Raw genomic sequence first — 25071 nt, forward strand, 5'->3', positions numbered from 1 at the left:
GGAACCGGCACCGGGGTATGGGAAAACCGGCAATCACGCCCTAGATAGAGCCGGAAAAATTCAAGGAAGCCTCTTCAATGAACGCCCCCATGCCCCGGATCGAAATCTACGCCACCGCCACCTGCCCCTATTGCAACGCCGCCAAGGCGTTGCTGACGAAAAAGGGCGTCAGCTTTGAAAATATCGACGTGGGTGCGCAGCCGGAATTGCGGGCGGAAATGACGCAGCGCGCAGGCGGGCGACGCACCGTGCCGCAAATCTTCATCGACGGCAAACACATCGGCGGCAGCGATGATCTGCACGCGCTGGACCGTGACGGAAAACTGGACCCGCTGCTGAACCCGCCGACCTGACGCAGCGTCAGCAGATGTGTGGCTTGCCCCAGCGCGCTGCACAGTTCAGTCTGGGCAAATCGCTTTCGTTCCAGACAGATGAGACCACATGACTCTCTTGGCCCCTGTTCGCATCGGCCTGATCCAGATGACCGCCAGCGACGATCCGCAGGCGCATCTGGGCCAGACGCTGGCCATGATCGAACAGGCGGCGGCGCAGGGGGCCGGGCTGATCCTGACCCCCGAGGTGACGAATTTCATCACCCCCGACCGCGCCCGGCAATCGGAACTGGCGCAGACCGAATCGGATGACATCACGCTGGCCGCGCTGCGTCAGGCAGCGGCGCGGCATCGCATCTGGCTGCTGATCGGATCGCTGGCGCTGCGCCCCGATCCGCCGCCGCCCGGCGATGACCGCCTGGTCAATCGCAGCTTTCTGATTGCGCCGGATGGCACCATCGCCGCGCGCTATGACAAGATCCACATGTTCGACGTAGATATTTCCGAAACCGAACAATTCCGCGAAAGCGCGACCTTCCGCCCCGGCGAGCGCGCCGTTCTGGCCGATGGCCCGCTGAACATCGGCATGACCATCTGCTATGACCTGCGCTTTCCGCATCTGTTCCGGCAGCTGGCGCAGGCCGGGGCCGAAATCCTGACCGTGCCCGCCGCTTTTAACCCCACCACCGGGGCGGCGCATTGGGAAACCCTGCTGCGCGCCCGCGCCATTGAAACCGGCTGTTTCGTGCTGGCCCCCGCGCAATGCGGCAGCCACCCGGCCCCGCATACGCCTGACCGGCGGCCACGGCACAGCTATGGCCACAGTCTGGTGGTGGACCCCTGGGGCAAGATGCTGGCCGATGGCGGCACCGCGCCCGGCGTCACCATCGCCGATCTTGACCCGCAGGCCATCGCACAGGCCCGCGCCCGCGTGCCCTCGATCCGTCATGACCGCCATTTTCGCGCCGTCTGAGTAAAAGCCGGGAAACCAGCCATGAACCGTGCCTCGTCCTCTCTGGCCAGCGCCGACCTCCAGCCCGACCGGCTGGCCGCCAGCCTGTTTTCGGAACTGCTGAGCGCGGATCAACTGTCGCGCACGCTGATTTCACGGGTGCTGCCGCGCGGGATGCAACTGTCGCATTTTTCCGTGCTGAACCTGCTGGCCCATATCAACGAAGAACGCACCCCCGCCGAACTGGCGGAATCGTTCCGTGTCACCCGCGGCGCGATGACGAACACGCTGGCGCGGCTGGAATGGGCCGGGCATGTGCATATCCGCCCCGATTGGGATGACGCCCGGCGCAAATTCGTGTCGATCAGCCCCGCAGGCCGGGCCGCGCGCGACGCGGCGGTGGCGGCCTTTACGCCGCTGATAACCGATCTGGTCCGCGACATCGGCGCCGAACGGGTCCGCGCCGCCCTGCCCGTCCTGCGCGAGTTGCGCAAGCGGCTGGAGGTTCAGGGCTGATCCCCTGCCCCACCCGTTTGTCCCGCGTCGGGGCGCAGGCCCATGTCCCAGAATCCGGCCTCAAGCCGGGTGGCGGTGCGGAACCGTCCGCACAGCGATGGCCAGCGCGGACTGGATTGCGGCTCAGCCCCCAGGCGGCGTTCGGCGGCGGCGTCGATCAGCGCGCCCACTGACCGGCATAGATCCTGATAATCGGCCCCGCCATAGGTTTTGATCCAGTCGGCGTAGCGATCATCATGCGCCCCGGCCAGCAGCCGCGCCCCGATGTCGCCATAGCCCAGAACGCAGGGCGCAAGCGCGACCAGCAGATCCAGAAAATCGCCCGAATGCCCCGCATCCAGCACATAGCGGGTATAGGCCAGATTCTCGATCCGCTCATCCACCGCCGCCAGATCGGCCTCGGACATTCCGGCTTCGGCGCAGATGCCGATATGCAGCGGCAGTTCCAGATGCAGCAGCGCATGAACCGTGGCCGCGCAATGGCGCATTTCGTCGATGCTGTCAGCCTTGGTCACGGCCAAGGCCCATGCCCGCGAAAAGTGGATCAGAAACAGATAGTCCTGCGCCAGATAATGCAGGAATGCCGCGCGCGGCAGCGTTCCGTCGCCCAGTTCGCGGACAAAGCGGTGCCGGGTATAATCGGGCCACAATGCCCCGGCATCCGCGCGCCACAGGGAGAAAATCGTGCCGTAATCAGCCATGCCGTTTTCCTTGTGTCAGGGTGCGCGCGCCGCGATCAGATAGTTCACCGACAGATCGCGCGGCGACAGGTGAAAGGACCAGCGCAGCGGGTTGAACACGACGCCATGCCGGTCCACCACCTGAGCGCCCGCCCGGTCGATCATCGCCGCCAGTTCGTCGGGGGTGATAAAGCGGTGCCATTCATGCGTGCCGCGCGGCAGCCAGCGCATCACCCATTCCGCACCGATGATAGCGGCGGCAAAGCTTTGCGGGGTGCGGTTCAGCGTGGACATGACCAGCAGCCCGCCCGGTTTCAGCAACGACAGGCAGGTGGCGACGAAATCGGCCGGGCCATCGACATGTTCCACGATCTCCAGCGCCATCACCACATCGAATTGCGCCCCTTCAGCCGCCAGCGATTCTGCTGTCGTGGCGCGATAGTCGATTGCCAGCCCCTGTTGCCGGGCATGGGCCTGCGCCACGGCGATGTTGCCCTCGGCCGCGTCGGCGCCGGTGACATCGGCGCCCAGACGGGCCAGCGGTTCGGCCATCAGCCCGCCGCCGCAGCCGATGTCCAGCACGCGCAGCCCGGCAAAGGGCTGTGCGCCGCTGCGATCACGGGCGAATTCGGTGGCAATTTGCCGCACGACGTAATCCAGCCGCACCGGGTTCATCAGATGCAGCGGGCGGAACTTGCCCTTTTCATCCCACCATTCGGCGGCCATCGCCTCGAACTTGGAAACCTCGCTGCTGTCGATGCTGGTCGGGCGGGTGGCGGTCATGTCGGCTCCTGCTTGGCGGGATCATGCCTTGGCCTTATACTTGGCCTATGGACAGATTGGCAGAACAAATCGCCGCAGCACCGGCGCGGCTTTATCCCGCAGCCGAACCGTTCGATCGCCGGATGATCGACCGGGGTGATGGCCATTTCATCTATGTCGAACAATGCGGCCGCCCCGATGGACAGCCGGTGATCGTGCTGCATGGCGGGCCGGGCGGCGGGTGCAGCCCGTTCATGCGACGGTTTTTCGACCCGGCGCATTACCGCGTCGTGCTGTTCGATCAGCGCGGCTGCGGACGCTCGCAGCCCCATGCCTCGGTCCATGCGAACACCACCGCGCATCTGATCGGCGACGTTGTGGCAATCCGGGCCGAACTGGGCATCCAGCGCGCGATCCTGTTCGGCGGCAGCTGGGGCGCCACGCTGGCGCTGGCCGTGGCACAGGCGCAACCCGATGCGGTGACGGCGCTGGTGCTGCGCGGCGTGTTTCTGGGACAGCGGCGCGAACTGGACTGGTTCTATGGCGGCGGCGCGGGGCGATTTTTCCCCGATCTGTGGGCGCGGTTCTGCGCCCCGATTCCGCCGGACGAACAGGGCGACCTGATCGCCGCCTATCACCGCCGCCTGTTCAGTGGCGATCCGGCAACGGAAACCCGCTATGCCGTGCCATGGCTGATGTGGGAAAACGCCCTTGCCGGGCTGGAATCCAGCAGCAACGCACAGGTGCCCGGCGATTACGCCCGCGCCTTTGCCCGGCTGGAGAACCACTATTTCGTCAACGACTGTTTTCTGGACGAAGGCCAGTTGCTGCGCGACCGTCCGCGAATCGCGCATCTGCCCTGCATCATCGTGCAAGGCCGCTATGATATGGTCTGCCCACCACAGACGGCGTGGGAACTGGCGCAGGGCTGGCCGCGCTGCGATCTGCGGATGATCCCCGCCAGCGGCCACGCCCTGTCCGAACCGCGCATTGCCGCCGCCCTTGTGCGCGCGATGGATGGGCTGCGCGGCTGAGTTTTTTCGGATACGGACACGCAGATGACATTTCTGATCCTGTTGATCGCCTGCGGTGCCGCCGCTGCAACCGGCGCGCTGTTCCCGCCCGGCGCATGGTATGACGGCCTGCAAAAGCCGTGGTTCACCCCGCCCGGCTGGGCCTTTCCAGTGGTCTGGATCACGCTTTATGTGCTGATGGCCGGTGCCGGCGCGCGGCTGGCGCATCTGCCGGGCGCGGGGGTGGTGATGGCGCTGTGGGCGGCGCAGATCGCGCTGAACACGCTGTGGACTCCGGTCTTTTTCGGCGCGCACCGGATAGGCATGGGCATGGCGGTGATCACGCTGCTGTGGCTGGTGGTGGCGGCGCTGACCGTGCTGGCGCTGCGGCTGGACCGGGTGGCGGGGGCGATGCTGGTGCCCTATCTGCTGTGGCTGTCGGTCGCGGCAGCGCTGAATTTCAGCATCTGGCAGAACAACCCCGGCGCAGGTGTCTGAGCGCCCCCTTGCATTGCGGGGCGGTTGTCGCTATATGGCGATTAACAGCGGCGCGGGGGTCCACACCCTGCCCCACCGGATGCAGGATGCGGGCCGCTTGAAGGCCCGTTTTTCATTTCCGAAAGGATCACATGTCCAACGATCTGATCGCCAAGACCGCCATCGACCGCAGGCTGGCCGAAATCATCAGCCCGGTGATCGAGGATATGGGGTTCGAACTGGTGCGCATCCGCCTGCAAGGCGGCAAGACCGCGACCTTGCAGATCATGGCCGACCGCCCCGAAGGCGGCATCAATGTCGATGACTGCGCCGATATTTCCGTCGCGGTCAGCGCCACGCTGGACGTGGAAGACCCGCTTGAGGATGCCTATCATCTTGAGGTGTCCAGCCCCGGCATCGACCGGCCGCTGACCCGGATGAAGGATTTCGAGACTTTCGAGGGGTATGAAGTCAGGCTGGACACCAACCAGCCCATCGACGGGCGCAAACGCTTTAAGGGCGTTCTGGCCGGGATCGAGGGGGACGAGGTGTTGCTGAACATCGAAGAAGGCACCATCGGGCTGCATTTCGACTGGCTGTCGGATGCGAAACTGGTGCTGACCGACGACCTGATCCGCGAAATGTTGCGCCAGAAGAAAGAAGCCGGGGTCGAGATCGGCAATCTCGACGAATCCGCCTTTGACGAGATCGAAACCGACGACAACGAAGGTGCCGACAGCACCGACACCAAGGAGTGAACAGGCATGGCGATCACCTCTGCCAACCAGCTTGAACTGTTGCAGACCGCCGAAGCGGTTGCCCGCGAAAAGATGATCGAACCGGAACTGGTCATCGAAGCGATGGAGGACAGTCTGGCCCGTGCCGCCAAGTCGCGTTACGGCGCGGAAATGGACATCCGGGTCAAGATCGACCGCAAGACCGGAAACGCCACCTTTACCCGCGTGCGCACCGTGGTCGAAGATGACGCGGTGGAAAATTATCAGGCCGAACTGACCGTCGAACAGGCCCGCCCCTATCTGGCCGATCCGCAGGTCGGCGACATCATCTCGGACGAGGTGCCACCGGTCGAACTGGGCCGCATCGCCGCGCAATCAGCCAAGCAGGTCATCCTGCAACGCGTCCGCGAGGCGGAACGTGACCGCCAGTATGAAGAATTCAAGGACCGCGCCGGCACCATCATCAACGGCGTCGTCAAGCGCGAAGAATACGGCAACATCATCGTTGACGTGGGCCGGGGCGAGGCGATCCTGCGCCGGAACGAGAAAATCGGCCGCGAAAGCTATCGCCCGAACGACCGCATCCGCGCCTATGTCAAGGACGTGCGCCGCGAAACCCGTGGCCCGCAGATTTTCCTCAGCCGCACCGATCCGCAGTTCATGGCGGAACTGTTCAAGATGGAAGTGCCGGAAATCTATGACGGCGTGATCGAGATCAAAGCCGTCGCCCGCGACCCCGGCTCTCGCGCCAAGATCGCCGTGATTTCCTATGACAACTCCATCGATCCGGTGGGCGCTTGCGTGGGGATGCGCGGCAGCCGCGTTCAGGCCGTTGTCGGCGAATTGCAGGGCGAAAAGATCGACATCATCCCGTGGTCGGAAGATCAGGCCACCTTCCTTGTGAACGCGCTGCAACCGGCCGAGGTCAGCAAGGTCGTGTTCGACGAGGACGCGACCCGCATCGAAGTCGTGGTCCCCGACGAACAGCTGTCGCTGGCCATTGGTCGCCGCGGCCAGAACGTGCGTCTGGCCAGCCAGTTGACCGGGTTGGACATCGACATTCTGACCGAGGAAGAAGAATCGAAACGCCGTCAGGCCGAATTCAACGCCCGCACCCAGTTGTTCATGGACAAGCTGGATCTGGACGAATTCTTCGCTCAGCTTCTGGTGGCCGAAGGCTTTACCAATCTGGAAGAGGTCGCCTATGTCGAGATCGACGAACTGCTGTCGATCGAAGGCGTCGATGAGGACACGGCAGGCGAATTGCAGGCCCGCGCCCGCGACGTGCTGGAGGCGGCGAACCGCGCCGCTTTGGAAAACGCGCGCGCCTTGGGCGCCGAGGACAGCCTGATTGAATTCGAGGGGCTGAATCCCCAGATGGTCGAGGCGCTGGCCAAGGATGGCGTAAAAACGCTGGAAGATTTCGCCACCTGCGCCGATTGGGAACTGGCGGGCGGCTGGACCACGGTGGACGGCGCGCGCGTCAAGGATGACGGACTGCTGGAATCCTTTGGTGTGACACTGGAAACCGCGCAGGATCTGGTGATGACCGCGCGCGTCATGCTGGGCTGGGTCGATCCGGCGGAACTGGAAACTGCTACCGCCGAAGGCACCGAAGAAGAGGAGGCCGGGGCGTAAGTCCCGGACCCGCCGATGACCCGTGGGGGGCGCGACAAGGACCGCGATCAGCCGGAACGGCGCTGTATCGCAACGGGCGAAAGCCAGCCCAAGCATGGGCTGGTCCGCTTTGTCGCGGCACCCGACGGCACGGTGGTGGCGGATCTGGCCGAAAAACTGCCGGGCCGTGGCATGTGGGTTGCCGCCGACCGTGCGGCGATTGAAAAGGCGGCGGCAAAGGGGCTGTTTTCCCGCGCCGCGCGCACGCCGCTGGGGGCGCCCGACGATCTGGCCGATCAGGTCGAAGCCGGGCTGGCACGGCGGGTGGTGGATCTGGTCTCGCTGGCACGCAAGGCGGGCAATGCGGTGGCCGGGTTTGAAAAGGTAAAGGGCTGGCTGGCCGAGGGCCGGGCAAAGGTTTTGCTGCAAGCCAGCGACGGGTCGGACAGGGGCAAGGGCAAGCTGTGGACGCCCACGGGCGGACGCTGGTTCGGCTGCCTGACGGCCTCAGAATTGGGTTTGTCCTTTGGGCGCGATCATGTCATACACGGCGCGCTTGCGCCGGGTGGGTTGACCGACAAAGTGATACGGGATGCGGGCAGACTGACGGGTCTGCGCGGGCATGACGGCGGTTCGTCCGCCGAGAAGGAATGATGACGAATGAGCGATAAAGACGGCAAGAAACCTCTGGGTCTGGGCGGCGGGCGTCCCGGCCAGGTCAAGCAAAGCTTTTCCCACGGCCGCACGAAAAGCGTCGTCGTCGAGACCAAGCGCAAGCGCGTTGTGGTGCCCAAGGCGGGTGCGGGCGCCACGGGTGACAAACCGCGCGTAACACCCGAATCCGCCGCCGCCGCTGTGGCCGCATCCTCGCGCCGCCCCGCCGGTCTGTCCGAGGCCGAAATGGAGCGCCGCCTGCGCGCCCTTGCCGCCGCCAAGGCGCGCGAGGAAGAAGAAACCGCGCAACGCGCCGCCGAGGAAAAGGCACGCGAGGAAGAGCGTGAACGCCGCCGGGCCGAGCTGGAGGCCAAGGAACGCGAAGAGCGCGAGCGCGAGGAAGCCCTGCGCGCCAAGGAAGAAGAAGACGCCCGTCGCACCCGCGAAGCCGCCGAGGCCGCCGAGGCGGAAAAAGCCGCCCGTGCTGCGGCCCGCCGCGACGAAGGTGCCGCACGCCCGGCCGCGCCCGCCGCACGCGCGCCGCGCGCCGCCGCGCCGACCCCGCAGGACCGCGCCGCCGCCGAGGCCGCTGCTTCGCGCGCCGAAACCAAAGGCGTCAGCGCCACCGGCCCGCGCCGCTCCAGCCCCGGCCCGGATCGCGACCGCAACAACGACCGCGATGCGCGCGGCAAGGGTGCGAACCGCGACGAAAACCGCCGCACGGGGAAACTGTCGCTGAATCAGGCGCTGGATGGTGGTGAGGGCGGGCGTCAGCGCAGCCTTGCCGCGATGAAGCGCAAGCAGGAAAAAGCCCGGCAAAAGGCCATGGGCGGCGCGATGCGCGCCGAAAAGCAGGCGCGCGACGTGCAACTGCCGGAAACCATTGTCGTCAGCGAACTGGCCAACCGGATGGCGGAACGCGCCGCCGATGTGGTCAAGGCGCTGATGAAAATGGGCATGATGGTCACGGCAAACCAGACCATCGACGCCGACACCGCCGAACTGGTGATCGACGAATTCGGCCATAACGCCGTGCGCGTGTCGGATGCCGACGTTGAACAGGTCATCGACACGGTCGAGGACAAGGCCGAAGACCTGCAATCGCGCCCGCCGATCATCACGATCATGGGCCATGTTGACCACGGCAAGACCTCACTGCTGGATGCGATCCGCAAGGCGAACGTCGTCTCGGGCGAGGCTGGCGGGATTACCCAGCACATCGGTGCCTATCAGGTGAAAACGGAATCGGGGGCGGTGCTGACCTTCCTCGACACACCGGGCCACGCGGCCTTTACCTCGATGCGGGCACGTGGTGCGCAGGTGACGGATATTGTCGTGCTGGTGGTGGCCGCCGATGACGCGGTGATGCCGCAGACGGTCGAGGCGATCAACCACGCCAAGGCCGCCGGTGTGCCGATGATCGTCGCCATCAACAAGGTCGACAAACCGCAGGCCGACCCGCAAAAGGTCCGCACCGACCTGTTGCAGCACGAAGTCGTGGTCGAGGCGATGTCGGGCGAGGTGCAGGATGTCGAAGTGTCGGCCAAGACCGGCCAGGGCCTGGACAACCTTCTGGAAGCCATTGCTTTGCAAGCGGAAATTCTGGAACTGAAGGCTAACCCGAAACGCGCGGCCCAAGGTGCGGTGATCGAGGCGCAGCTTGACGTGGGCCGCGGTCCGGTGGCGACGGTTCTGGTGCAGAACGGCACCTTGAAACGCGGCGACATCTTTGTTGTCGGCGAACAGTGGGGCAAGGTCCGCGCGCTGATTAACGACAAGGGCGAACGCGTGGACGAAGCCGCGCCTTCGGTTCCGGTCGAGGTGCTGGGCCTGAACGGCACGCCCGAGGCAGGTGACGTGCTGAACGTCGTCGATACCGAGGCGCATGCCCGCGAAATCGCCGATTACCGAATGCAGGCCGCCAAGGACAAACGCGCCGCCGCCGGTGCCGCGATCACGCTGGATCAGATGCTGGCCAAGGCCAAGGCGGATGAAAACGTCGCCGAACTGCCCGTGGTGGTCAAAGCCGATGTGCAGGGTTCTGCCGAAGCCATCGTTCAGGCGCTGGAAAAGGTCGGCAACGACGAAGTGCGCGTCCGCGTGCTGCATTACGGCGTCGGCGCGATCACCGAATCCGACATCGGTCTGGCCGAGGCCAGCCGCGCGCCGGTGATCGGGTTCAACGTGCGGGCGAACGCCCCGGCGCGCAATGCCGCCAACCAGAAAGGGGTCGAGATCCGCTATTACTCGATCATCTATGATCTGGTGGATGACATCAAAGCCGCCGCCTCGGGCCTGCTGTCCGCCGAAGTGCGTGAAAACTTTATCGGCTATGCCGAGATCAAGGAAACCTTCCGCGTGTCGGGCGTCGGCACCGTGGCGGGCTGTCTTGTCACCGAAGGCGTGGCCCGCCGCTCGGCCGGCGTGCGCCTGCTGCGCGACAACGTGGTGATCCACGAAGGCACGCTGAAGACGCTGAAACGCTTTAAGGATGAGGTCAAAGAGGTCCAGTCCGGTCAGGAATGCGGCATGGCCTTTGAAAACTATGACGATATTCGCAAAGGCGACGTCATCGAAATCTTTGAGCGCGAGGAAGTCGAGCGCAAGCTGTAACGGCCTGCGCTTCTGCGGAACAGAAAACGGGGCGCCTTCTGGCGCCCCGTTTCAGTTTCAGTGCGAACTGTCGTGTGTGTGTGCGATCGACAAATCTTAGAACGTCCCCGTTGATGGTGGATCAGTTGACGGGGCGCCCTTCGAATGTTCTGGCACCAACACGCACGACAATGTTTCCGTTGGAGACCTGCCGTTCATACATGCCTTGAACGAACACGCAGCTTCCGATGACAATCGTGCGGATCATGGTCCAGTCCTCTCCTCCTCAAGAGAATTCAACCGTAACACGATGAAAACTAACTTTTGGTTAAAATTTTAACCTTCTTGACAAGATTATGACGGAAGGCAGGGCAATCGGAAAACATGTTGCCCTAAAGCCACAGTCTAATTGTGGGAATAAGCGGAATATCCGCCGGTGGCATAGGATAATCGCTTAATTTTTCAGCACGAACCCAAACCAATTCCTGCCCTTCGCGCGGATGAGCGATTCCTTGCCAACGGCGGCAGGCGAACAGCGGCATCAACAGGTGAAAATCCTCATAGGAATGGCTGGCGAAGGTCAGGGGGGCAAGGCAGGAATGCCAGGTCTCGATCCCCAATTCTTCGTGCAACTCGCGAATCAGAGCGGCTTCGGGGGTTTCACCGGGTTCGACCTTGCCGCCCGGAAACTCCCACAGACCGGCCATGGATTTACCCTCGGGGCGGCGTGCCAGCAGCACGCGCCCGTCGGGGTCAATCAGCAGAACGGCGGCGACGAGAACGGTTTTCACGACCGATAATCGGCGTTGATGTCAACGTAGCCGTGGGTCAGATCGCAGGTCCACACGGTCCGCGCGCCCTTACCCAGCCCCAGATCGACGGCGATCACCAGTTCCTGCCCGGTCATGTAGGCCGAGGCCGCCGCCTCGTCATAGGTCGGCGCGCGCCAGCCGTTTTCGGCCAGCACCATATCGCCAAAGCGGATCGTCAGCTTGTCGCGGTCGGCCTTGGCCCCCGATTTGCCGACGGCCATCACGATCCGGCCCCAGTTGGCGTCCTGCCCGGCGATGGCGGTTTTCACCAACGGCGAGTTGGCGATGGCCATGGCGACGCGTTTGGCGTCATCGTCCGAAGCCGCGCCGGTCACATCCACCTGCACGAATTTCGTAGCACCTTCGCCATCGCGGACGACCTGTTTCGCCAGATCCAGCATCACCCCGTTCAGCGCGGCGGCGAATTCGCGCGCCGCCTTGCTGCGCATATCGGTGATCGGCGCGGCCTTGGATTGCCCCGTCGCCGCCAAAATCAGCGCATCCGAGGTCGAGGTGTCACTGTCCACCGTGATCGCGTTGAAGGTGTCATCCACCTGTTTCGACAGAATTTTCTGCAACAGATCGGGGGCAATCGCGGCATCGGTAAAGATATAGACCAGCATCGTTGCCATATCCGGCGCGATCATGCCCGAGCCTTTGGCAATGCCCGCGATGCGGATCGGCCCGCCCTCGCCCTCGATCACCGCCGCGGCGCCCTTGGGGAAGGTGTCAGTCGTCATGATCGCGTGGGCGGCCTCTGCCGCACCATCGCTGTGCAGCCCCTTGGCCAGATCGCCGATCACCGCCACAATGCGGTCGTGCGGCAGCGGTTCGCCGATGACGCCGGTGGATGACGAAAACACCCGCTGCGCCGGAATGCCCAAGGCTTTGGCCACGGCACCCGTCACCGCCTCGACCGATTCCTGCCCGCGCGCGCCGGTAAAAGCGTTGGCATTGCCGGAATTGACGATGATCGCCGCGCCCGCCGTGCTGTCCTGCTTGCCGCGCAGCTTGGCCTGATTGTCCAGCACGCAGGCGGCCCGCGTGGATGACCGCGTGAACACCCCCGCGACCGAGGCCCCCGGCGCGATACGGATCAGCGTCACATCGGTGCGGCCCTTGTATTTCACGCCCGCCGCCGCGCTGGCGAATTCGACGCCCGCAATCACCGGCAGGTCGGGAAAGGACGTGGGGGCCAGCGGCGACACCGGCTTGGCGGCTTTGGCCGGGGCGGCGGATTGTTTCCCCACCCCCTTGGCCTTGGCCTTTTTCGCCTTCACCTTGCCCTTATCCTTGTTGCCCTTATCCTTGGTTTTGGCGGCTTTCTTTTTCTTCTTGTCGTCGTCTTTGGCCATGGCTGTGATCCCGGTTTATTTCACGTCAAGAAATTCGGTATTGTTTATCAGCGAAGGGGTCAGCCCCTCGGTTTTGTCAACCGTGGCTTGTGATACCAGCCGTTGCACCTCGGCATCGACCTTTTCGCGGCGCAGTTGTGCGACCAGTTGCGGACGGATTTCGTCCAGCTTGGGCGCTTCGGTCAGGCGGGTGTCATCCAGCCGGATCACGTGCCAGCCGAAATCGGATTGCACCGGGTCGGAAATCTGGTCTTTTTGCAAGGATTTTACCGCCTCGGCAAAGGGGGCCACCATCTGATCGGCACTGAACCAGCCCAGTTCACCGTCATTGGCGCCGCTGGCCGGATCTTTCGACCGCTCGCGCGCAAGTTGACCGAAATCCGCGCCATCGGCCAGCTGGCGGCGGATGTCCTGCGCCTCGGCCTCGGTTTCCACCAGAATATGCGCGGCGGAATATTGCGTCATCGGGGCCGCCTCGCCGAACATACGCTCATAGGCAGCGGTGATGTCGGCATCGGTGATCTCGACCTCGGCGACCTTTTCCAGCGCGGCGGATGCCAGATAGGCGCGGCGTTCCAACTCCAGCCGGGCCTTGTCGCGGGCGGTCATGCCGGATTCGCCCAGCTGCGCCACCGCCGTTGTGCGGATCAGCTGATCCAGCATCAGATCCCACAGCGCCTGATCGGGCAGGTTCGCCGCGGCCTGATCGTGCAGCCCCTGTTTCATCGCGATCATCTGACCCAGCGTGATCGGCATGTCATTGACGGTCGCGACGACAGTATCGGCATCCTGCGCCATTGCAGGCGCGGTCAGAACCGCCCCAAGGGCGAACGCAGCGGAAAAAGCGAAATGACGCATCGAAATTCCTTGTATTCTACAGGCTTTTCCGCGTCCCGGCGGGGGCCTGACGTTGACAGTCGGGCGGGGCAAGCCTACATCCGGCGCAACCCGAAAAGGCGCGCCCGCCGCTTTTCGTTCACGCCCTGAATACGGCAGGATCAAGGGTGCGGGCAAGTGGCCCCCCGGCCCCGCGCGCCATTGATGAACGCGAAGGTGAAATGCTAGGTGCATTGGCAAGAAAGATCTTTGGCACGCCCAATGATCGCAAGGTAAAATCGGCCCGCCCTCTGGTCGCCAGGATCAACGCGCTTGAGGATGAGGCCAAGGCCCGGTCCGACGAAGGGCTGATCGAAAAGACCCGCGAATTGCAACAGCGCGCGCAATCGGGGGAATCGCTGGACGCCCTGCTGCCCGAGGCGTTTGCCAACTGCCGCGAGGGCGCGCGTCGCGCCCTGGGCCTGCGCGCCTTTGATACGCAGCTGATGGGCGGCATATTTCTGCATCAGGGCAATATCGCCGAAATGAAAACGGGCGAGGGGAAAACCCTGGTCGCCACCTTCCCCGCCTATCTGAACGCGCTGACCGGCAAGGGCGTGCATATCGTCACCGTCAACGATTATCTGGCCAAACGCGACGCTGACTGGATGAGCAAGGTCTTTGCCCAGCTTGGCATGACCACCGGCGTCGTGGTGCCGTTCCAGCCCGAGCCGGAAAAGCGTCAGGCTTATGCGGCGGACATCACCTATGCCACGAACAACGAACTGGGCTTTGACTATCTGCGCGACAATATGAAAGCCTCGATCGAGGAAATGGTCCAGCGCGGCCATAACTTCGCCATTGTGGACGAGGTGGACAGCATCCTGATTGACGAGGCGCGGACACCGCTGATCATTTCCGGCCCCAGCCAGGACCGTTCCGATCTGTATCGCGCCGTTGATGGCTTTATCCCGCAGCTGGACGAAAGCCACTACACCATCGACGAAAAGACCCGCAACGCCACCTTCACCGAGGAAGGGAACGAGGCGGTCGAACAGATGCTGTCGGCGGCGGGTATTCTGCCGCAGGGGCAGACGCTCTATGACCCGGAATCGACCACCATCGTTCACCACATCAGCCAGGCCCTGCGCGCGCACAAGCTGTTCCACCGCGACCAGAACTATATCGTCCGCGACGGCGAAATCGTGCTGATCGACGAATTCACCGGCCGGATGATGAAGGGCCGCCGCCTGTCCGACGGTCTGCATCAGGCGATCGAGGCCAAGGAAAACGTCGCCATCCAGCCCGAAAACGTGACGCTGGCCAGCGTGACGTTCCAGAACTATTTCCGCCTTTACAACACCTTGTCCGGCATGACCGGGACAGCCGCGACCGAGGCCGAGGAATTCGCCGAGATTTATAAACTCGGCGTGGTCGAGGTGCCGACGAACCGCCCGATCCAGCGCCTTGACGAACATGACCGCGTGTATCGCACCGCCGATGAAAAATACGCCGCCGTGGTCGAGGCCATCAAAGAGGCGAACGCCAAGGGCCAGCCGATCCTTGTCGGCACCACCAGCATCGAGAAATCGGAAATGCTGTCGGGCATCCTGACGCGCGAAGGGATCGCCCATAACGTCCTCAACGCCCGCCAGCACGAGGCCGAGGCACAGATCGTCGCCGATGCGGGTAAACCCGGTGCGGTCACGATTGCCACCAACATGGCCGGTCGCGGCACCGACATTCAGCTGGGCGGCAACGTCGAAATGAAGGTGATGCAGGCGCTTGCCGCCGATCCCGAGGCGAACCCCGACACCCTGCGCGCGCAGATCGAGGCGGATCACGCCACCGACAAACAGCGCGTTCTGGATGCCGGCGGTCTGTTCGTTCTGGCCACCGAACGCCACGAATCGCGCCGCATCGACAACCAGTTGCGCGGTCGTTCGGGACGTCAGGGCGATCCGGGCCGCTCGCTGTTCTTCCTCTCGCTCGAAGATGACCTGATGCGCATCTTCGGCTCGGAACGGCTGGAAAAGGTGCTGTCCACCCTGGGCATGAAGGAAGGCGAGGCCATTGTTCACCCCTGGGTCAACAAGTCGCTGGAACGTGCGCAGGCCAAGGTCGAGGCGCGCAACTTTGACATCCGCAAACAGTTGCTGAAATTCGATGACGTGATGAATGACCAGCGCAAGGCGATCTTCAGCCAGCGTCTGGAGATCATGGAAACCGACGAATTGCGCGACATCACCGCCGATATGCGCCATCAGGTCATCGACGATCTGATCGCGGAATACATGCCGCCGAAAAGCTATCCCGAACAATGGGATAACGATGGACTAAAGGCCGCCCTGCGCGACAGTGTGAACATGGACCTGCCGATCGCCGACTGGGCCACCGAGGAAGGCACCGATCAGGAAATCATCACCGAACGCATCAAAGACGCGACCGACGCCTTTATGGCCGACAAGACCGCCCAGTTCGGCGAAGACACCATGCGTCAGGTCGAAAAGCAGATCCTGTTGCAGATGATCGACCAGAAATGGCGCGAACATCTGGTCACGCTGGAACATCTGCGCTCGGTCGTGGGTTTCCGCGGCTATGCGCAGCGCGACCCGCTGTCGGAATACAAGACCGAAGCGTTCCAACTGTTCGAATCGCTGCTGGACGGTCTGCGCGGCGACGTGACCAAGCAACTGTCCCTGATCCGCCCGCTGACCGAGGCCGAACGCGAGGCGATGATGCGCCAGTTCGCCGAACAGCAGGCGGCGGCACAGGCCGCACAGCACCCCGAACACGCCGAAGCAGAAGGCGGTGCCGCATCCGCCCACGCCCCCGGCTTTGATGAAAACGACCCGGCGACATGGGGCAACCCGTCACGCAACGACCCCTGCCCCTGCGGCTCGGGCAAAAAGTTCAAGCATTGCCACGGGGCGCTGTAAGCTGACACAGGCGCGGGCGGCACATCGCCGCCCGTTTCCCGTTCAGTCTCCTTCTGCGATCAACTCAAGCCGCTGTCTGGCGAACCTGCAGGGGGCGACTTCGGTGTCCTCACCCTCGGGTGTTGCACTGATCGAACAGGCCCGCAGAAACCGGGCGGTGGCTTTTTTCAGATCGACGGGATGCCCTTCACCCAATTGAAACGCCTGCCCCTCCATCGAACAGCCCCAGGCGTTATCGGCGGAACAGGCGATCGAGAATGTGCGCATCAGACAGCTGTAAAATTCCTCAGATCGGTCCTGGGACAACTGATCCTGCCGGATCCTGGCGTTCCGCAGGGATGCCCCCCGGTTCGTGCAGGCCGACGGCGACCCCAAGGCACAGGCAAGGGAAAACCCTTGCCGCCTTGCCATATCGAATCGAGGTTGAGCCGCAATTTCCAGATCAGATCTTTCGATCACCCGCGCCGCCGCAAGACAGGCCGAACCGTTCCGGTTGTTGATACAGCGGTCCAGACAGCCCGCGACATCCTGTCGGCATCGGCGCCAACTCCATGTCGTGCTGTCACCGACCCAGCTCTGCCATAACCCCCGCCGCGTTTTCCAGACATCCGCCGGGCATGTCTGGGTCAGTTCGTCGATCCCGGCCACGCTGGCCAACCGATCCGCAATCAACCAAAGATCGGCCTCGTCCGCATCATCGGACAAGGCCGCACCGGCCAGACCAAACGTCAACAGTGCCGCGAAAAACAGGTCAAGCAGCCGGACAGGCACCGCCGCAGTCTGGCGTTGCAGCCATCCCCTTGCAGGCATGATGGTGCAGCGCGGGTAAAACCAGAACACGATAGCATCCCCCAACACGAAAACACGCGGAAAGCATAGCAACGCCGCCCCCATATGGCGCATAGAACGACACGTCATGGCAAGGCCCGTTCCATATGCTCTTTCCATGAACACGATCTCGCCACATCGGGCAACCTGTCGCGCGACGCCCCCTTCTGGAAAGACATTCAAACACTGTCACGGGGTGCCTCGGCCCGCCTGGCCGTGCCATAATCGCGCAGCATCGCCGCCACCCTCAGCCGATAACCGGCAAAGACATGATCGCGCCCCGCCGCCTGCGCCTTGTGATGCGCGGGCAGGCTGCGCCAAGCCGTCATCGCTGCCTCATCCCGCCAAAATGACAGTGACAGACCCTTGCCCGGCACGCTCGGACTGGCAAAGCGTTCAATCAAGATGAACCCGGCGATCTGATCCGGCAGCAACCGCAGCCTTGCGGCATGATCCGGATATTCGGCCTGCGTGCCCGGCGTCGTTTCAGCCTCGAACATCACCGCGATCATGCGCCCGCCCCATGCGGTGCCGATGCCGCCCGGACGAACAGATGAACAAACCCTTCCGCCCGCGCGAATTCGTCATTCTGCCGCCTGCGGCGGTCACCGGCCAACTGCCCGTCGCAATGGCCTTGGCACCAGCGCCCGTCACAAGGGCGGTGCTGCCCGCCTCCCGGATATTGTAAAGGACAATCAGATTTTCGGTATTATGCAGGCTGCGAAACCATCGGGCCTTTGGGGGCTGGGGCATCATGCGCTGGTCTCTTTCGGTTGGCGGTCGGGCCGGGATGACCCGCAGCGCCGCCCGCCCGCCGCCTCATTTCGAGCGTTGGCGCCATGTCCCGACCGCGCAACGCCCGCTGCCTGTGCACAGGTTGTGTACAGCCTGTGCACAGGCGGTGCATGGGTTGTGCAGCCCAAAACCCAACAAATACTGGCTCAATTTGAACCGCTGTTGCGCCGAAACCGCCACGCAACGCCCGCTGCCGTTGCGCCGCCCCCGCTGCCGCTTGCTGTTTGCCCAAATGCGCAGCCTGGGGCGCGCGGCCTAGCCCAACCGTTCGGGCAGATCCCACCCGCGCAGCAAGTCCTCTGCCGTCATCGGCTTTTTCCCGGCCCGCTGCGCCTCCAGCACCTCAACCGCGCCATCGCCGCAGGCGACCACAAACCCGCCCAAAACCGCGCCCGGCTGGCCCGAGCCAGCCGCCAGCCGCGACCGCAGCAGCTTGACCCGTTCTCCCGCCACATCACACCACGCGCCGGGAAACGGCGACAACCCCCTGATCTGCCGATCAATTTCGGCCGCAGGCCGGGTCCAGTCCACGCGGGCTTCGGATTTGTCGATCTTGGCGGCATAGGTCACGCCCGCATCCGGCTGCGCGCGCGCAGGCAGCGGCAGACGGGGCAGCGTATCCACCACCAGCACCGCCCCCATCGCCGCCAGCCGGTCGTGCAGATCGGCGGTGGTTTCCTCGGGCCCGATGGGGCAGCGTGCCTCGGCCAGCACCGGGCCGGTGTCCAGCCCCGCCTCCATCTGCATGATGGCAACGCCGGTTTCCGCATCCCCCGCCATCACCGCCCGATGGATCGGTGCCGCCCCGCGCCAGCGCGGCAACAGGCTGGCGTGGATATTCACACAGCCCAGACGCGGCGCATCCAGCACCAACTGCGGCAAGATCAGCCCATAGGCCACGACCACCGCCACATCCGCCCTTAGCGCAGAAAATTCAGCCTGTTCAATGGGATCGCGCAGCCGTTCAGGCGTGCGCACGGACAGGCCCAAAGCCTCGGCTGCGGCGTGAACCGGGGATGGCCGCGGCTTTTGCCCGCGTCCGGCGGCACGCGGCGGCTGTGAATAGACCGCGACCACCTGATGCCCGGCATCCACAATCGACTTCAACGCCGGAACCGAAAAATCCGGGGTTCCCATAAAGATCACACGCATCGCACCCTCCTGCTGATTGTGCGGGGCCTGTCATAGCCCGGCCTGCGGCGGCGATGCAAATGCCCCGATCAGCGCCTCGGCCTGCGCGGTGGCGGCGGCATTGAACCGCAAGGGCGACAGAACGGATCGGCTGCGCTGGTCGAAACCATGATCCGCCCCCGCAAGTATATGCACATCCAGCGGCAGCCCCTGCCCGGCCATTGCGCGGCAGGCGTCCGGGTCAACGATGCGGTCCTCCTCGGCCAGAATCATCAGCCCATGCACGCCCGCTGGCCAATCGCCCCCGGCCCGGCTGGCAAAGCCGCAATAGGGATACAGCAGCACCAGACGGCTGATCCGCGCGGCCAGTTGCGCGGGCGGTTCGGGCCATGCGGTCAGACCGGGCGGCGGGTCGCCATCGGCCAGTTGCGCCATCAGCTCCATCGCGGTCCACCCGCCATGAGAGGCGCCCAACACAATCACGTCATCGCCGCGCAAACCCATGTTTTCCAGCGCGGCGACAGCCACGGCCAGATCGCCCGCCCGCTCGCCCCCGGTCAGCACCTGACCTGCACAGACCGCACGCCACGCCTGCCGCCGGTCCAGCCCACGCGGACGGTGGCTGTTGACGATCAGCGCCGCCCGGCCCTGCGCGGCAAAGAACCGCGCCCATCGGTCCATGTTATCCTGCACCCCGTCGCAGCCCGACAGCAGCACCGCCACAGGCCATGGCCCCGGCCGGGCCGGGCGCACCAGCCGCCACGCAGGGGCCAGCTCCGCCCGCCGCTGGTCCGGCGTTTCCGCCAGTGGCACCCAGCCCGCGACATTACGCCCGGTATTGATCGCCAGCGCAGTCAGGATCAGCGCCGCAACCACCGCCAACCGCAGGATTAACCGTCGGGCGCGCATCCGATCACCTCTTGCCCGCAGATCGCCCGCAACCGGGCGGCGCGATCCTCGCTCCATTCGTCGGGGGCGCTGACGGCGGCCCATGCGGCGATATAGTCATGTGCGTGGTAATCATGGCCAAAACCGGGCGGCGGCACCTTGCTCAGCATCATGTCCAGCCCCAGTTGCAGTTGCGTCACGATGGGCACGAAATCCAGCAAGGGCGAGACATCGGGCGCGGGCGGCTCGCGCATCCAGCGCGGCGCGCGCCAGGCCGAGGTCGCGTCAAAAAACACAATCGGATCACTGGCATATTGCAAGAACAGGATACGCGTCCGCCCCCATGGCCGCCCCGAGCGATCCGGCGCGGCATATTGGCTGGCAAAGCGGACCAGATCCCCCGCCCCCACCTCGGGCAGCACATAGCGCGAACCGGGGTTGCGCGCGGCCACGGCCTGCCGCCACAGTTGCGACGGAAACGGCGGCCCGGCCCACAGCGCGCCATCAACAGGATCGTTCATCATCTGAAACACGTTGAACGCATTCATGGATGACCACGCCCCCAGCGAAATCCCCGCCATATACAGCCGAGGCCGCGTGTCCGGGTCCATCGCGCGCCAGCGGTCATGGATCAGCCGCATCAGCGCGCTGGCCTGCTCCAGCCCCGAATCCGTCTCAAAGATCAGCGCCAGCGGGCTTTGCAGATAGGAATACTGCACCGCCACCGTAGCGATGTCGCCGTCGTGCATATAATCCAGCGGATCATGCCCGGCCGGGTCCAGCCAGCCGGTGCCCGTGGGGCTGGCCACCACCAGAACCTTGCGCCGAAACGCCCCCAGCCGATCCATCTCGGCCAGGGCGATGGCGGCCCGGCGCTGCGGGTCGGGGTCTTGCGCCAGCCCGACATAGATGCGCAGCGGGTCACGCGCCGGGCGACCCGTCACAGCCGTGATAGTCGCGGCATCAGCACCCGACAGCACAAAATCCCGCCCCGGCTTGCCCATCATCGCCCAGTCGATCAGCGACCCCGGCCCACCCGCGCGCCAGCTTTCGGCGGGGGCAGGCGTATCGGGGTCGGTCAATTGCTGGGCGGCGGCAAAGCTGGCGTCCGCCACCGCCAGCAGCCGGTTCACCACCCCGTCGCGGGTTACGATGACCACCAGCTGCGCAGCCAGCAACAGCCCGATGACATTCGCCATCCGCACCGGAATATAGCGCGCCAGCCGCCGCCGAAGTATGTCGAACAGGCCCTGCACCAGCCAGCCGATCACAAACAGCACAGCAAAAACCGCCAGCGCCAGCACAGACATCCAGACGATGCTGAACTCATCCGCGGGCGGCAGACCGACGCGCGACCGGATATCGTCCTGCCACGCCCCCGCCCGCGCCAGACAGGCCACGACCAGCGCCATGACCGGCAGCGCCGCCATCAGATGCCCCGCATCCGCGGCGCGCCCGGTCAGCACCGCAATCCCCAGCGACCGCCACATGGTCAGCAGCGCCTGCATGACCAGATATCCCAACCCCATCGACAGCCCTGCCAGAACCCCCTGCGTCAGCCAGTCGCGCGGCACCAGCGAAGGCGTCAGCGACAAGGCCGCCAACGACAGCCCCGCCAGCAGGGGCAGGACCGCAAGACGGGGGCGGGTCAATCGCAGGGGCATCATGGCTCGTCGATGAAAACAGCCTTTCCCCTTTGCCCCGCGCAGCGATGAAATTCAATTCACCGCCCCGGCATCTTCTGTTCGATAAATATCCCCGCCGGAGGCACCGGCGATGAAACAGGCACAGCGCTGACTATTTTCGCGCCAGCTTGGCTGATTTCTGCACCAGCATCTTGCGGCGCAGGGGCGACAGATGATCGACATAAACCCGCCCGTTCAGATGGTCGATCTGATGTTGCACCGATACCGCCCACAGCCCGACGAAATCGCGATCCTCGATCTGCCCCTGATCGTTCAGAAACCGCACGGTCACGGCACGGGGGCGGGTGATGCTGGCGGATACGCCGGGCAGGTTCGGGCTGGCCTCCTCATGCGCGCGCATCTGGACCGAGGCGTGCAGCACCTCGGGGTTGGCCATCCGCACCGCCTGCCTCCGCTTGTCCGAGGCATCGACGACTGCCAGCCGCAACATGATCCCGATCTGCGGCGCGGCCAACCCGACGCCGGGCATGGCCTCCATCGTGTCGATCATGTCGTCCCAGATCATCCGCACGGTTTCCGTCACTGCCTCGACCGGATCGGCGGGGCGGTGCAGGCGGGGATCGCCATAGGGCAGGAACGGGCGAACGGTCACGGCAGGTAATCCACGATCAGGCGACCTTCCAGATGGTCAAGCTCGTGCTGGGCAATCCGCGCGGGCATCCCTTGCAGCCCGCGACTGATGCACATGCCATTCAGATCATAATACAGGATCTCGATCCCCGTCGGGCGCGATACCGTAATCGGCTGACCGGGGATCGACAGGCACATTTCCTCGGCCTCGTCGTACACATCGGATCGCATGATGATCGCCGGGTCCAGCATCAGGATCGGATCGGGCCGCCCCTCTTTCCAGCCGGCATCCATGACAAAGGCGCGGCGCGACACACCGATCTGCGGCGCGGCCAGCCCCCGGCCCTGCGCGGCATACATGGTGGCGAACAGATCGCCCGCCAGTTCCATCAGCGCATTGCCATCCAGATAACCGGCAGGTTCGGCCCGCGCCCGCAGCACCGGATCAGGGTGCATGACGACAGGGCGAACCTTGCCGGTCGGCAGACTGTCAGGCGCGCGCTTGGTCACGTTTCAGCTTTACCATCTTGCGGGTTATCATCTGCCGCCGGATCGCCGACAGATGGTCGATGAACAGGATGCCGTTCAGGTGATCCAGCTCGTGCTGGGCGCAGGTCGCCCACAGACCGTCAAATTCCTCGGAATGCGTCGCGCCATCCAGCCCCAGCCAACGCAGCCGCACCTGTTTGGGTCGGGTTACGCTGGCATATTGGTCGGGGATCGACAAGCAGCCTTCTTCATAGGTGTTCGGCTCGTCCGAGGTCCAGTCGATTTCCGGGTTCACCAGCACCATCGGGCGCGGCTCTGCCTCGGGGTCTTTGGTGGCGTCCATCACGAAAACGCGCAGGTTCACGCCAATCTGCGGCGCAGCCAGCCCGACGCCGGGCGCGTCATACATCGTGGCCAGCATATCCGCCGCAAGGGTTTCCACCTCGGGCGTGATGCGGACCACCGGGTCTGCGACCTTTTTCAGCCGCGGGTCAGGATGGATCAGGATCGGGCGTAATGTCATGGTCGTGATCTAGGCCAAGCCTTGGCCATAAGCAACAATCCCCCTAAACAAGATCAACCAACATGCGGAGAACCAGATGAGCCAGCCCGATTTCGACCAGCCGATCAACCGCGTGGGCACCGGATGCAACAAATGGGATGACATGCAGGCAATCTATGGCGTGGCGCCCGATGACGGCATCGCCATGTGGGTGGCTGACATGGATTTCCGCCCGCCTGCCGCCGTTCAGCGCGCGGTCGACAAAATCGCCGCGCACGGGATTTATGGCTATCCGGGTGCGAATGCCGCCTATACCGATTCGATCCGCTGGTGGATGCAGACCCGCCACGGCTGGGCGGTGCAGCCCGACTGGATTCTGTCCGCCCACGGGCTGGTCAACGCCACCGGCATCGCCGTCGATGTCTATACCCGCCCCGGCGACCGGGTGGCGCTGATGACGCCGGTTTATCACGCCTTTGCCCGCATCATCCGTGCCGCCGGGCGCGAGGTGGCCGAACTGCCGCTGGTGCTGCGTGACGGGCTGTATCAGATGGATTTCGACGCATGGGACGCGGCGATGACCGGGCGCGAAAAGATGCTGATCCTGTGTTCGCCCCACAACCCCGGCGGCCGCGTCTGGTCGGTCGAGGAACTGCGCGCCACCGCCGAGTTCTGCCGCCGTCACGATCTGGTTCTGGTCAGTGATGAGATACACCACGACCTGGTGCTGCCCGGCACGCCGCGCCACAGCGCCACCGCCACCGCCGCGCCTGACATTGCCGACCGGCTGGTCACGCTGACCTCTGCGACCAAGACCTTCAACATCGCGGGCGCGCATCTGGGCAATGCGATCATCGCCGATCCGGCCCTGCGTCGGCGGTTTCAGGACCGACTGGCGGCTTTGGGTATCTCGCCCGGCCTGTTCGGCCCGGATATGGTCGCCGCCGCCTATTCCCCCGAGGGCGCGGCATGGGTCGATGCGCTGGTGCAGTATCTGGACGGCAACCGCCGCATCTTTGACGATGCGGTGAACGCCATTCCCGGCCTGCGTTCGATGCCGTTGCAGGCGACCTATCTGGCGTGGGTGGATTTCAGCGGCACCGGGATGGCCCAGGCCGAGTTTACTGCCCGCGTGGAACGGGCCGCCCGGATCGCCGCCAACCACGGCCCCAGCTTTGGCCTGGGGGGGGACGGCTTTATGCGGTTCAATCTGGCCACGCCGCGCGCCCGCGTGGAACAGGCGGCGCAGCGCCTGCAAGACGCCTTTGCCGATCTGCAATGAAGCGGCTGGCCCGGCTGTTTTCCGTTCTGACGCTGGCGCTGATCGTGCTGGCGGTCTGGCTGTTGTGGCTGGCCCCTCGCCCGCCGGTGCCATCGCTGCCACTGCCCGTGCCGCCGCGCGATGTGCCGCTGACCGGGCAGATCGACCGCATCACCATCGACAAATCCGACCGTCGCATGACGGCGTGGCGGGATGGGCAGGCGATCAAGACCTATCGCATTGCCCTGGGTTTTGCGCCGGATGGCGACAAGACGCGGCAGGGCGACGGCAAAACGCCCGAAGGCGTGTTCCGCATCGACCGCCGCAATGACCGTTCGGCCTATCACCTGTCGCTGGGGATCGACTATCCGCAGCCTGGCCACCGCGCGCGGGCGCGGGCGGCGGGGGTGGACCCCGGCGGCGACATCTTTATCCACGGCCAGCCCAACCAGCGCCCGGCGGGTGAGGTGTTACCGGGCGACTGGACCGCAGGCTGCATCGCCATATCCGACAGCGAGATGCGCGAACTGTTCGCCGCCGCCCGCATCGGCACCGAGATCGAGATCCGGCCCTGACCGGAACGCGGGAAATAAACGCCCGATTTTGCGGCGCAGGGGTGGGGCGAATCGGTTAATCCGGGGCAGAAA

Annotated in this window: 27 protein-coding genes; 13 read left to right on the forward strand and 14 right to left on the reverse strand. The window is 64.6% G+C overall.

The window, feature by feature from the left end:
- Positions 1-89: 89 nt before the first annotated feature.
- The 3 genes from grxC (at position 90) to Q4G22_RS03150 (ending at position 1800) form a co-directional block, all read left to right on the forward strand.
- Entirely contained in the window at positions 90-353 is a 264-nt protein-coding gene (gene grxC / locus Q4G22_RS03140) for a glutaredoxin 3 (protein WP_303384564.1), read from the forward strand.
- An 88-nt stretch (positions 354-441) separates the two neighbouring features.
- Positions 442-1305, forward strand: a complete 864-nt coding sequence (locus Q4G22_RS03145; protein WP_303384442.1) for a carbon-nitrogen hydrolase family protein — start codon at positions 442-444, stop codon at positions 1303-1305.
- 21 nt (positions 1306-1326) lie between these two features.
- Entirely contained in the window at positions 1327-1800 is a 474-nt protein-coding gene (locus Q4G22_RS03150) for a MarR family winged helix-turn-helix transcriptional regulator (protein WP_303384443.1), read from the forward strand.
- Here Q4G22_RS03150 and Q4G22_RS03155 read toward each other — a convergent pair.
- Positions 1791-2501: a TenA family protein gene (locus Q4G22_RS03155; RefSeq protein WP_303384444.1), complete on the reverse strand. Its 711-nt coding sequence runs from the start codon at positions 2499-2501 to the stop codon at positions 1791-1793. The two genes, Q4G22_RS03150 and Q4G22_RS03155, sit on opposite strands and share 10 nt — an antisense overlap.
- A gap of 15 nt (positions 2502-2516) precedes the next feature.
- Entirely contained in the window at positions 2517-3263 is a 747-nt protein-coding gene (ubiG, locus tag Q4G22_RS03160) for a bifunctional 2-polyprenyl-6-hydroxyphenol methylase/3-demethylubiquinol 3-O-methyltransferase UbiG (protein WP_303384445.1), read from the reverse strand.
- Between the two features lie 47 nt (positions 3264-3310).
- Between ubiG and pip the strand changes: the two genes are divergently transcribed.
- The 6 genes from pip to infB all read left to right on the forward strand — a co-directional run bounded on the left by pip (position 3311) and on the right by infB (position 10353).
- Positions 3311-4276 (forward strand): prolyl aminopeptidase, encoded by a 966-nt coding sequence (gene pip, locus Q4G22_RS03165; protein WP_303384446.1) that lies wholly within the window; start codon positions 3311-3313, stop codon positions 4274-4276.
- A 24-nt stretch (positions 4277-4300) separates the two neighbouring features.
- A complete protein-coding gene (locus Q4G22_RS03170) occupies positions 4301-4753 on the forward strand; it encodes a TspO/MBR family protein (RefSeq protein WP_303384447.1) in 453 nt (150 codons plus the stop codon).
- A gap of 131 nt (positions 4754-4884) precedes the next feature.
- On the forward strand, positions 4885-5490 hold the full coding sequence (gene rimP / locus Q4G22_RS03175; protein WP_303384448.1) for a ribosome maturation factor RimP: 606 nt from the start codon (positions 4885-4887) through the stop codon (positions 5488-5490).
- Positions 5491-5496: 6 nt separating this feature from the next.
- The gene (nusA, locus tag Q4G22_RS03180; RefSeq protein WP_303384449.1) at positions 5497-7107 is read left to right on the forward strand and encodes a transcription termination factor NusA; all 1611 of its coding nucleotides are present in this window, start codon (positions 5497-5499) and stop codon (positions 7105-7107) included.
- 15 nt (positions 7108-7122) lie between these two features.
- Positions 7123-7740, forward strand: coding sequence for an RNA-binding protein (locus Q4G22_RS03185; RefSeq protein ID WP_303384450.1), 618 nt, complete (start codon positions 7123-7125; stop codon positions 7738-7740).
- Between the two features lie 6 nt (positions 7741-7746).
- Positions 7747-10353 (forward strand): translation initiation factor IF-2, encoded by a 2607-nt coding sequence (gene infB, locus Q4G22_RS03190; RefSeq protein ID WP_303384451.1) that lies wholly within the window; start codon positions 7747-7749, stop codon positions 10351-10353.
- A 121-nt stretch (positions 10354-10474) separates the two neighbouring features.
- Here the strand turns inward: infB and Q4G22_RS03195 are convergent, their stop codons facing one another.
- From Q4G22_RS03195 to Q4G22_RS03210, 4 genes are all read right to left on the reverse strand, one after another.
- The gene (locus Q4G22_RS03195; protein WP_303384452.1) at positions 10475-10600 is read right to left on the reverse strand and encodes a hypothetical protein; all 126 of its coding nucleotides are present in this window, start codon (positions 10598-10600) and stop codon (positions 10475-10477) included.
- Between the two features lie 124 nt (positions 10601-10724).
- Entirely contained in the window at positions 10725-11123 is a 399-nt protein-coding gene (gene mutT / locus Q4G22_RS03200) for an 8-oxo-dGTP diphosphatase MutT (protein WP_303384453.1), read from the reverse strand.
- Entirely contained in the window at positions 11120-12499 is a 1380-nt protein-coding gene (gene argJ, locus Q4G22_RS03205) for a bifunctional glutamate N-acetyltransferase/amino-acid acetyltransferase ArgJ (RefSeq protein ID WP_303384454.1), read from the reverse strand. Before argJ ends, mutT begins: the two co-directional genes overlap by 4 nt.
- 15 nt (positions 12500-12514) lie before the next feature.
- The gene (locus Q4G22_RS03210; RefSeq protein WP_303384455.1) at positions 12515-13357 is read right to left on the reverse strand and encodes a peptidylprolyl isomerase; all 843 of its coding nucleotides are present in this window, start codon (positions 13355-13357) and stop codon (positions 12515-12517) included.
- 200 nt (positions 13358-13557) lie between these two features.
- On the opposite strand from Q4G22_RS03210, the gene secA reads away from it, so the two are divergent.
- Positions 13558-16254: a preprotein translocase subunit SecA gene (gene secA, locus Q4G22_RS03215; protein ID WP_303384565.1), complete on the forward strand. Its 2697-nt coding sequence runs from the start codon at positions 13558-13560 to the stop codon at positions 16252-16254.
- Positions 16255-16296: 42 nt separating this feature from the next.
- On the opposite strand, the gene Q4G22_RS03220 is transcribed toward secA, so the two are convergent.
- Both Q4G22_RS03220 and Q4G22_RS03225 read right to left on the reverse strand, forming a co-directional pair.
- Positions 16297-17172 carry a hypothetical protein gene (locus Q4G22_RS03220; protein ID WP_303384456.1) on the reverse strand — a complete coding sequence of 292 codons (876 nt, stop codon included), beginning with the start codon at positions 17170-17172 and terminating at the stop codon, positions 16297-16299.
- An 89-nt stretch (positions 17173-17261) separates the two neighbouring features.
- Positions 17262-17594 carry an antibiotic biosynthesis monooxygenase gene (locus tag Q4G22_RS03225; protein WP_303384457.1) on the reverse strand — a complete coding sequence of 111 codons (333 nt, stop codon included), beginning with the start codon at positions 17592-17594 and terminating at the stop codon, positions 17262-17264.
- Between the two features lie 41 nt (positions 17595-17635).
- On the opposite strand from Q4G22_RS03225, the gene Q4G22_RS03230 reads away from it, so the two are divergent.
- Positions 17636-17770 carry a hypothetical protein gene (locus tag Q4G22_RS03230; protein ID WP_303384458.1) on the forward strand — a complete coding sequence of 45 codons (135 nt, stop codon included), beginning with the start codon at positions 17636-17638 and terminating at the stop codon, positions 17768-17770.
- A gap of 362 nt (positions 17771-18132) precedes the next feature.
- On the opposite strand, the gene fmt is transcribed toward Q4G22_RS03230, so the two are convergent.
- The 6 genes from fmt to def (Q4G22_RS03260) form a co-directional block, all read right to left on the reverse strand.
- A complete protein-coding gene (fmt, locus tag Q4G22_RS03235) occupies positions 18133-19029 on the reverse strand; it encodes a methionyl-tRNA formyltransferase (RefSeq protein WP_303384459.1) in 897 nt (298 codons plus the stop codon).
- A 30-nt stretch (positions 19030-19059) separates the two neighbouring features.
- Entirely contained in the window at positions 19060-19917 is an 858-nt protein-coding gene (locus Q4G22_RS03240) for a dienelactone hydrolase family protein (protein WP_303384460.1), read from the reverse strand.
- A complete protein-coding gene (locus Q4G22_RS03245) occupies positions 19899-21548 on the reverse strand; it encodes an alpha/beta-hydrolase family protein (protein WP_303384461.1) in 1650 nt (549 codons plus the stop codon). Before Q4G22_RS03245 ends, Q4G22_RS03240 begins: the two co-directional genes overlap by 19 nt.
- 145 nt (positions 21549-21693) lie before the next feature.
- Complete coding sequence (gene def, locus Q4G22_RS03250; RefSeq protein ID WP_303384462.1) at positions 21694-22194, reverse strand: peptide deformylase; 501 nt, start codon at positions 22192-22194, stop codon at positions 21694-21696.
- Positions 22191-22682 (reverse strand): peptide deformylase, encoded by a 492-nt coding sequence (gene def, locus Q4G22_RS03255; RefSeq protein WP_303384463.1) that lies wholly within the window; start codon positions 22680-22682, stop codon positions 22191-22193. The genes def (Q4G22_RS03250) and def (Q4G22_RS03255) overlap by 4 nt, the downstream gene beginning before the upstream one ends.
- Positions 22663-23184, reverse strand: a complete 522-nt coding sequence (gene def, locus Q4G22_RS03260; protein ID WP_303384464.1) for a peptide deformylase — start codon at positions 23182-23184, stop codon at positions 22663-22665. The genes def (Q4G22_RS03255) and def (Q4G22_RS03260) overlap by 20 nt, the downstream gene beginning before the upstream one ends.
- 76 nt (positions 23185-23260) lie before the next feature.
- On the opposite strand from def (Q4G22_RS03260), the gene Q4G22_RS03265 reads away from it, so the two are divergent.
- Both Q4G22_RS03265 and Q4G22_RS03270 read left to right on the forward strand, forming a co-directional pair.
- Positions 23261-24445: a MalY/PatB family protein gene (locus tag Q4G22_RS03265; RefSeq protein WP_303384465.1), complete on the forward strand. Its 1185-nt coding sequence runs from the start codon at positions 23261-23263 to the stop codon at positions 24443-24445.
- On the forward strand, positions 24442-24999 hold the full coding sequence (locus tag Q4G22_RS03270; protein WP_303384466.1) for a murein L,D-transpeptidase family protein: 558 nt from the start codon (positions 24442-24444) through the stop codon (positions 24997-24999). The genes Q4G22_RS03265 and Q4G22_RS03270 overlap by 4 nt, the downstream gene beginning before the upstream one ends.
- The last annotated feature ends 72 nt before the right edge of the window (positions 25000-25071 follow it).

The organism is Paracoccus sp. (in: a-proteobacteria) (genome assembly GCF_030538655.1).
Lineage (GTDB): Bacteria > Pseudomonadota > Alphaproteobacteria > Rhodobacterales > Rhodobacteraceae > Paracoccus.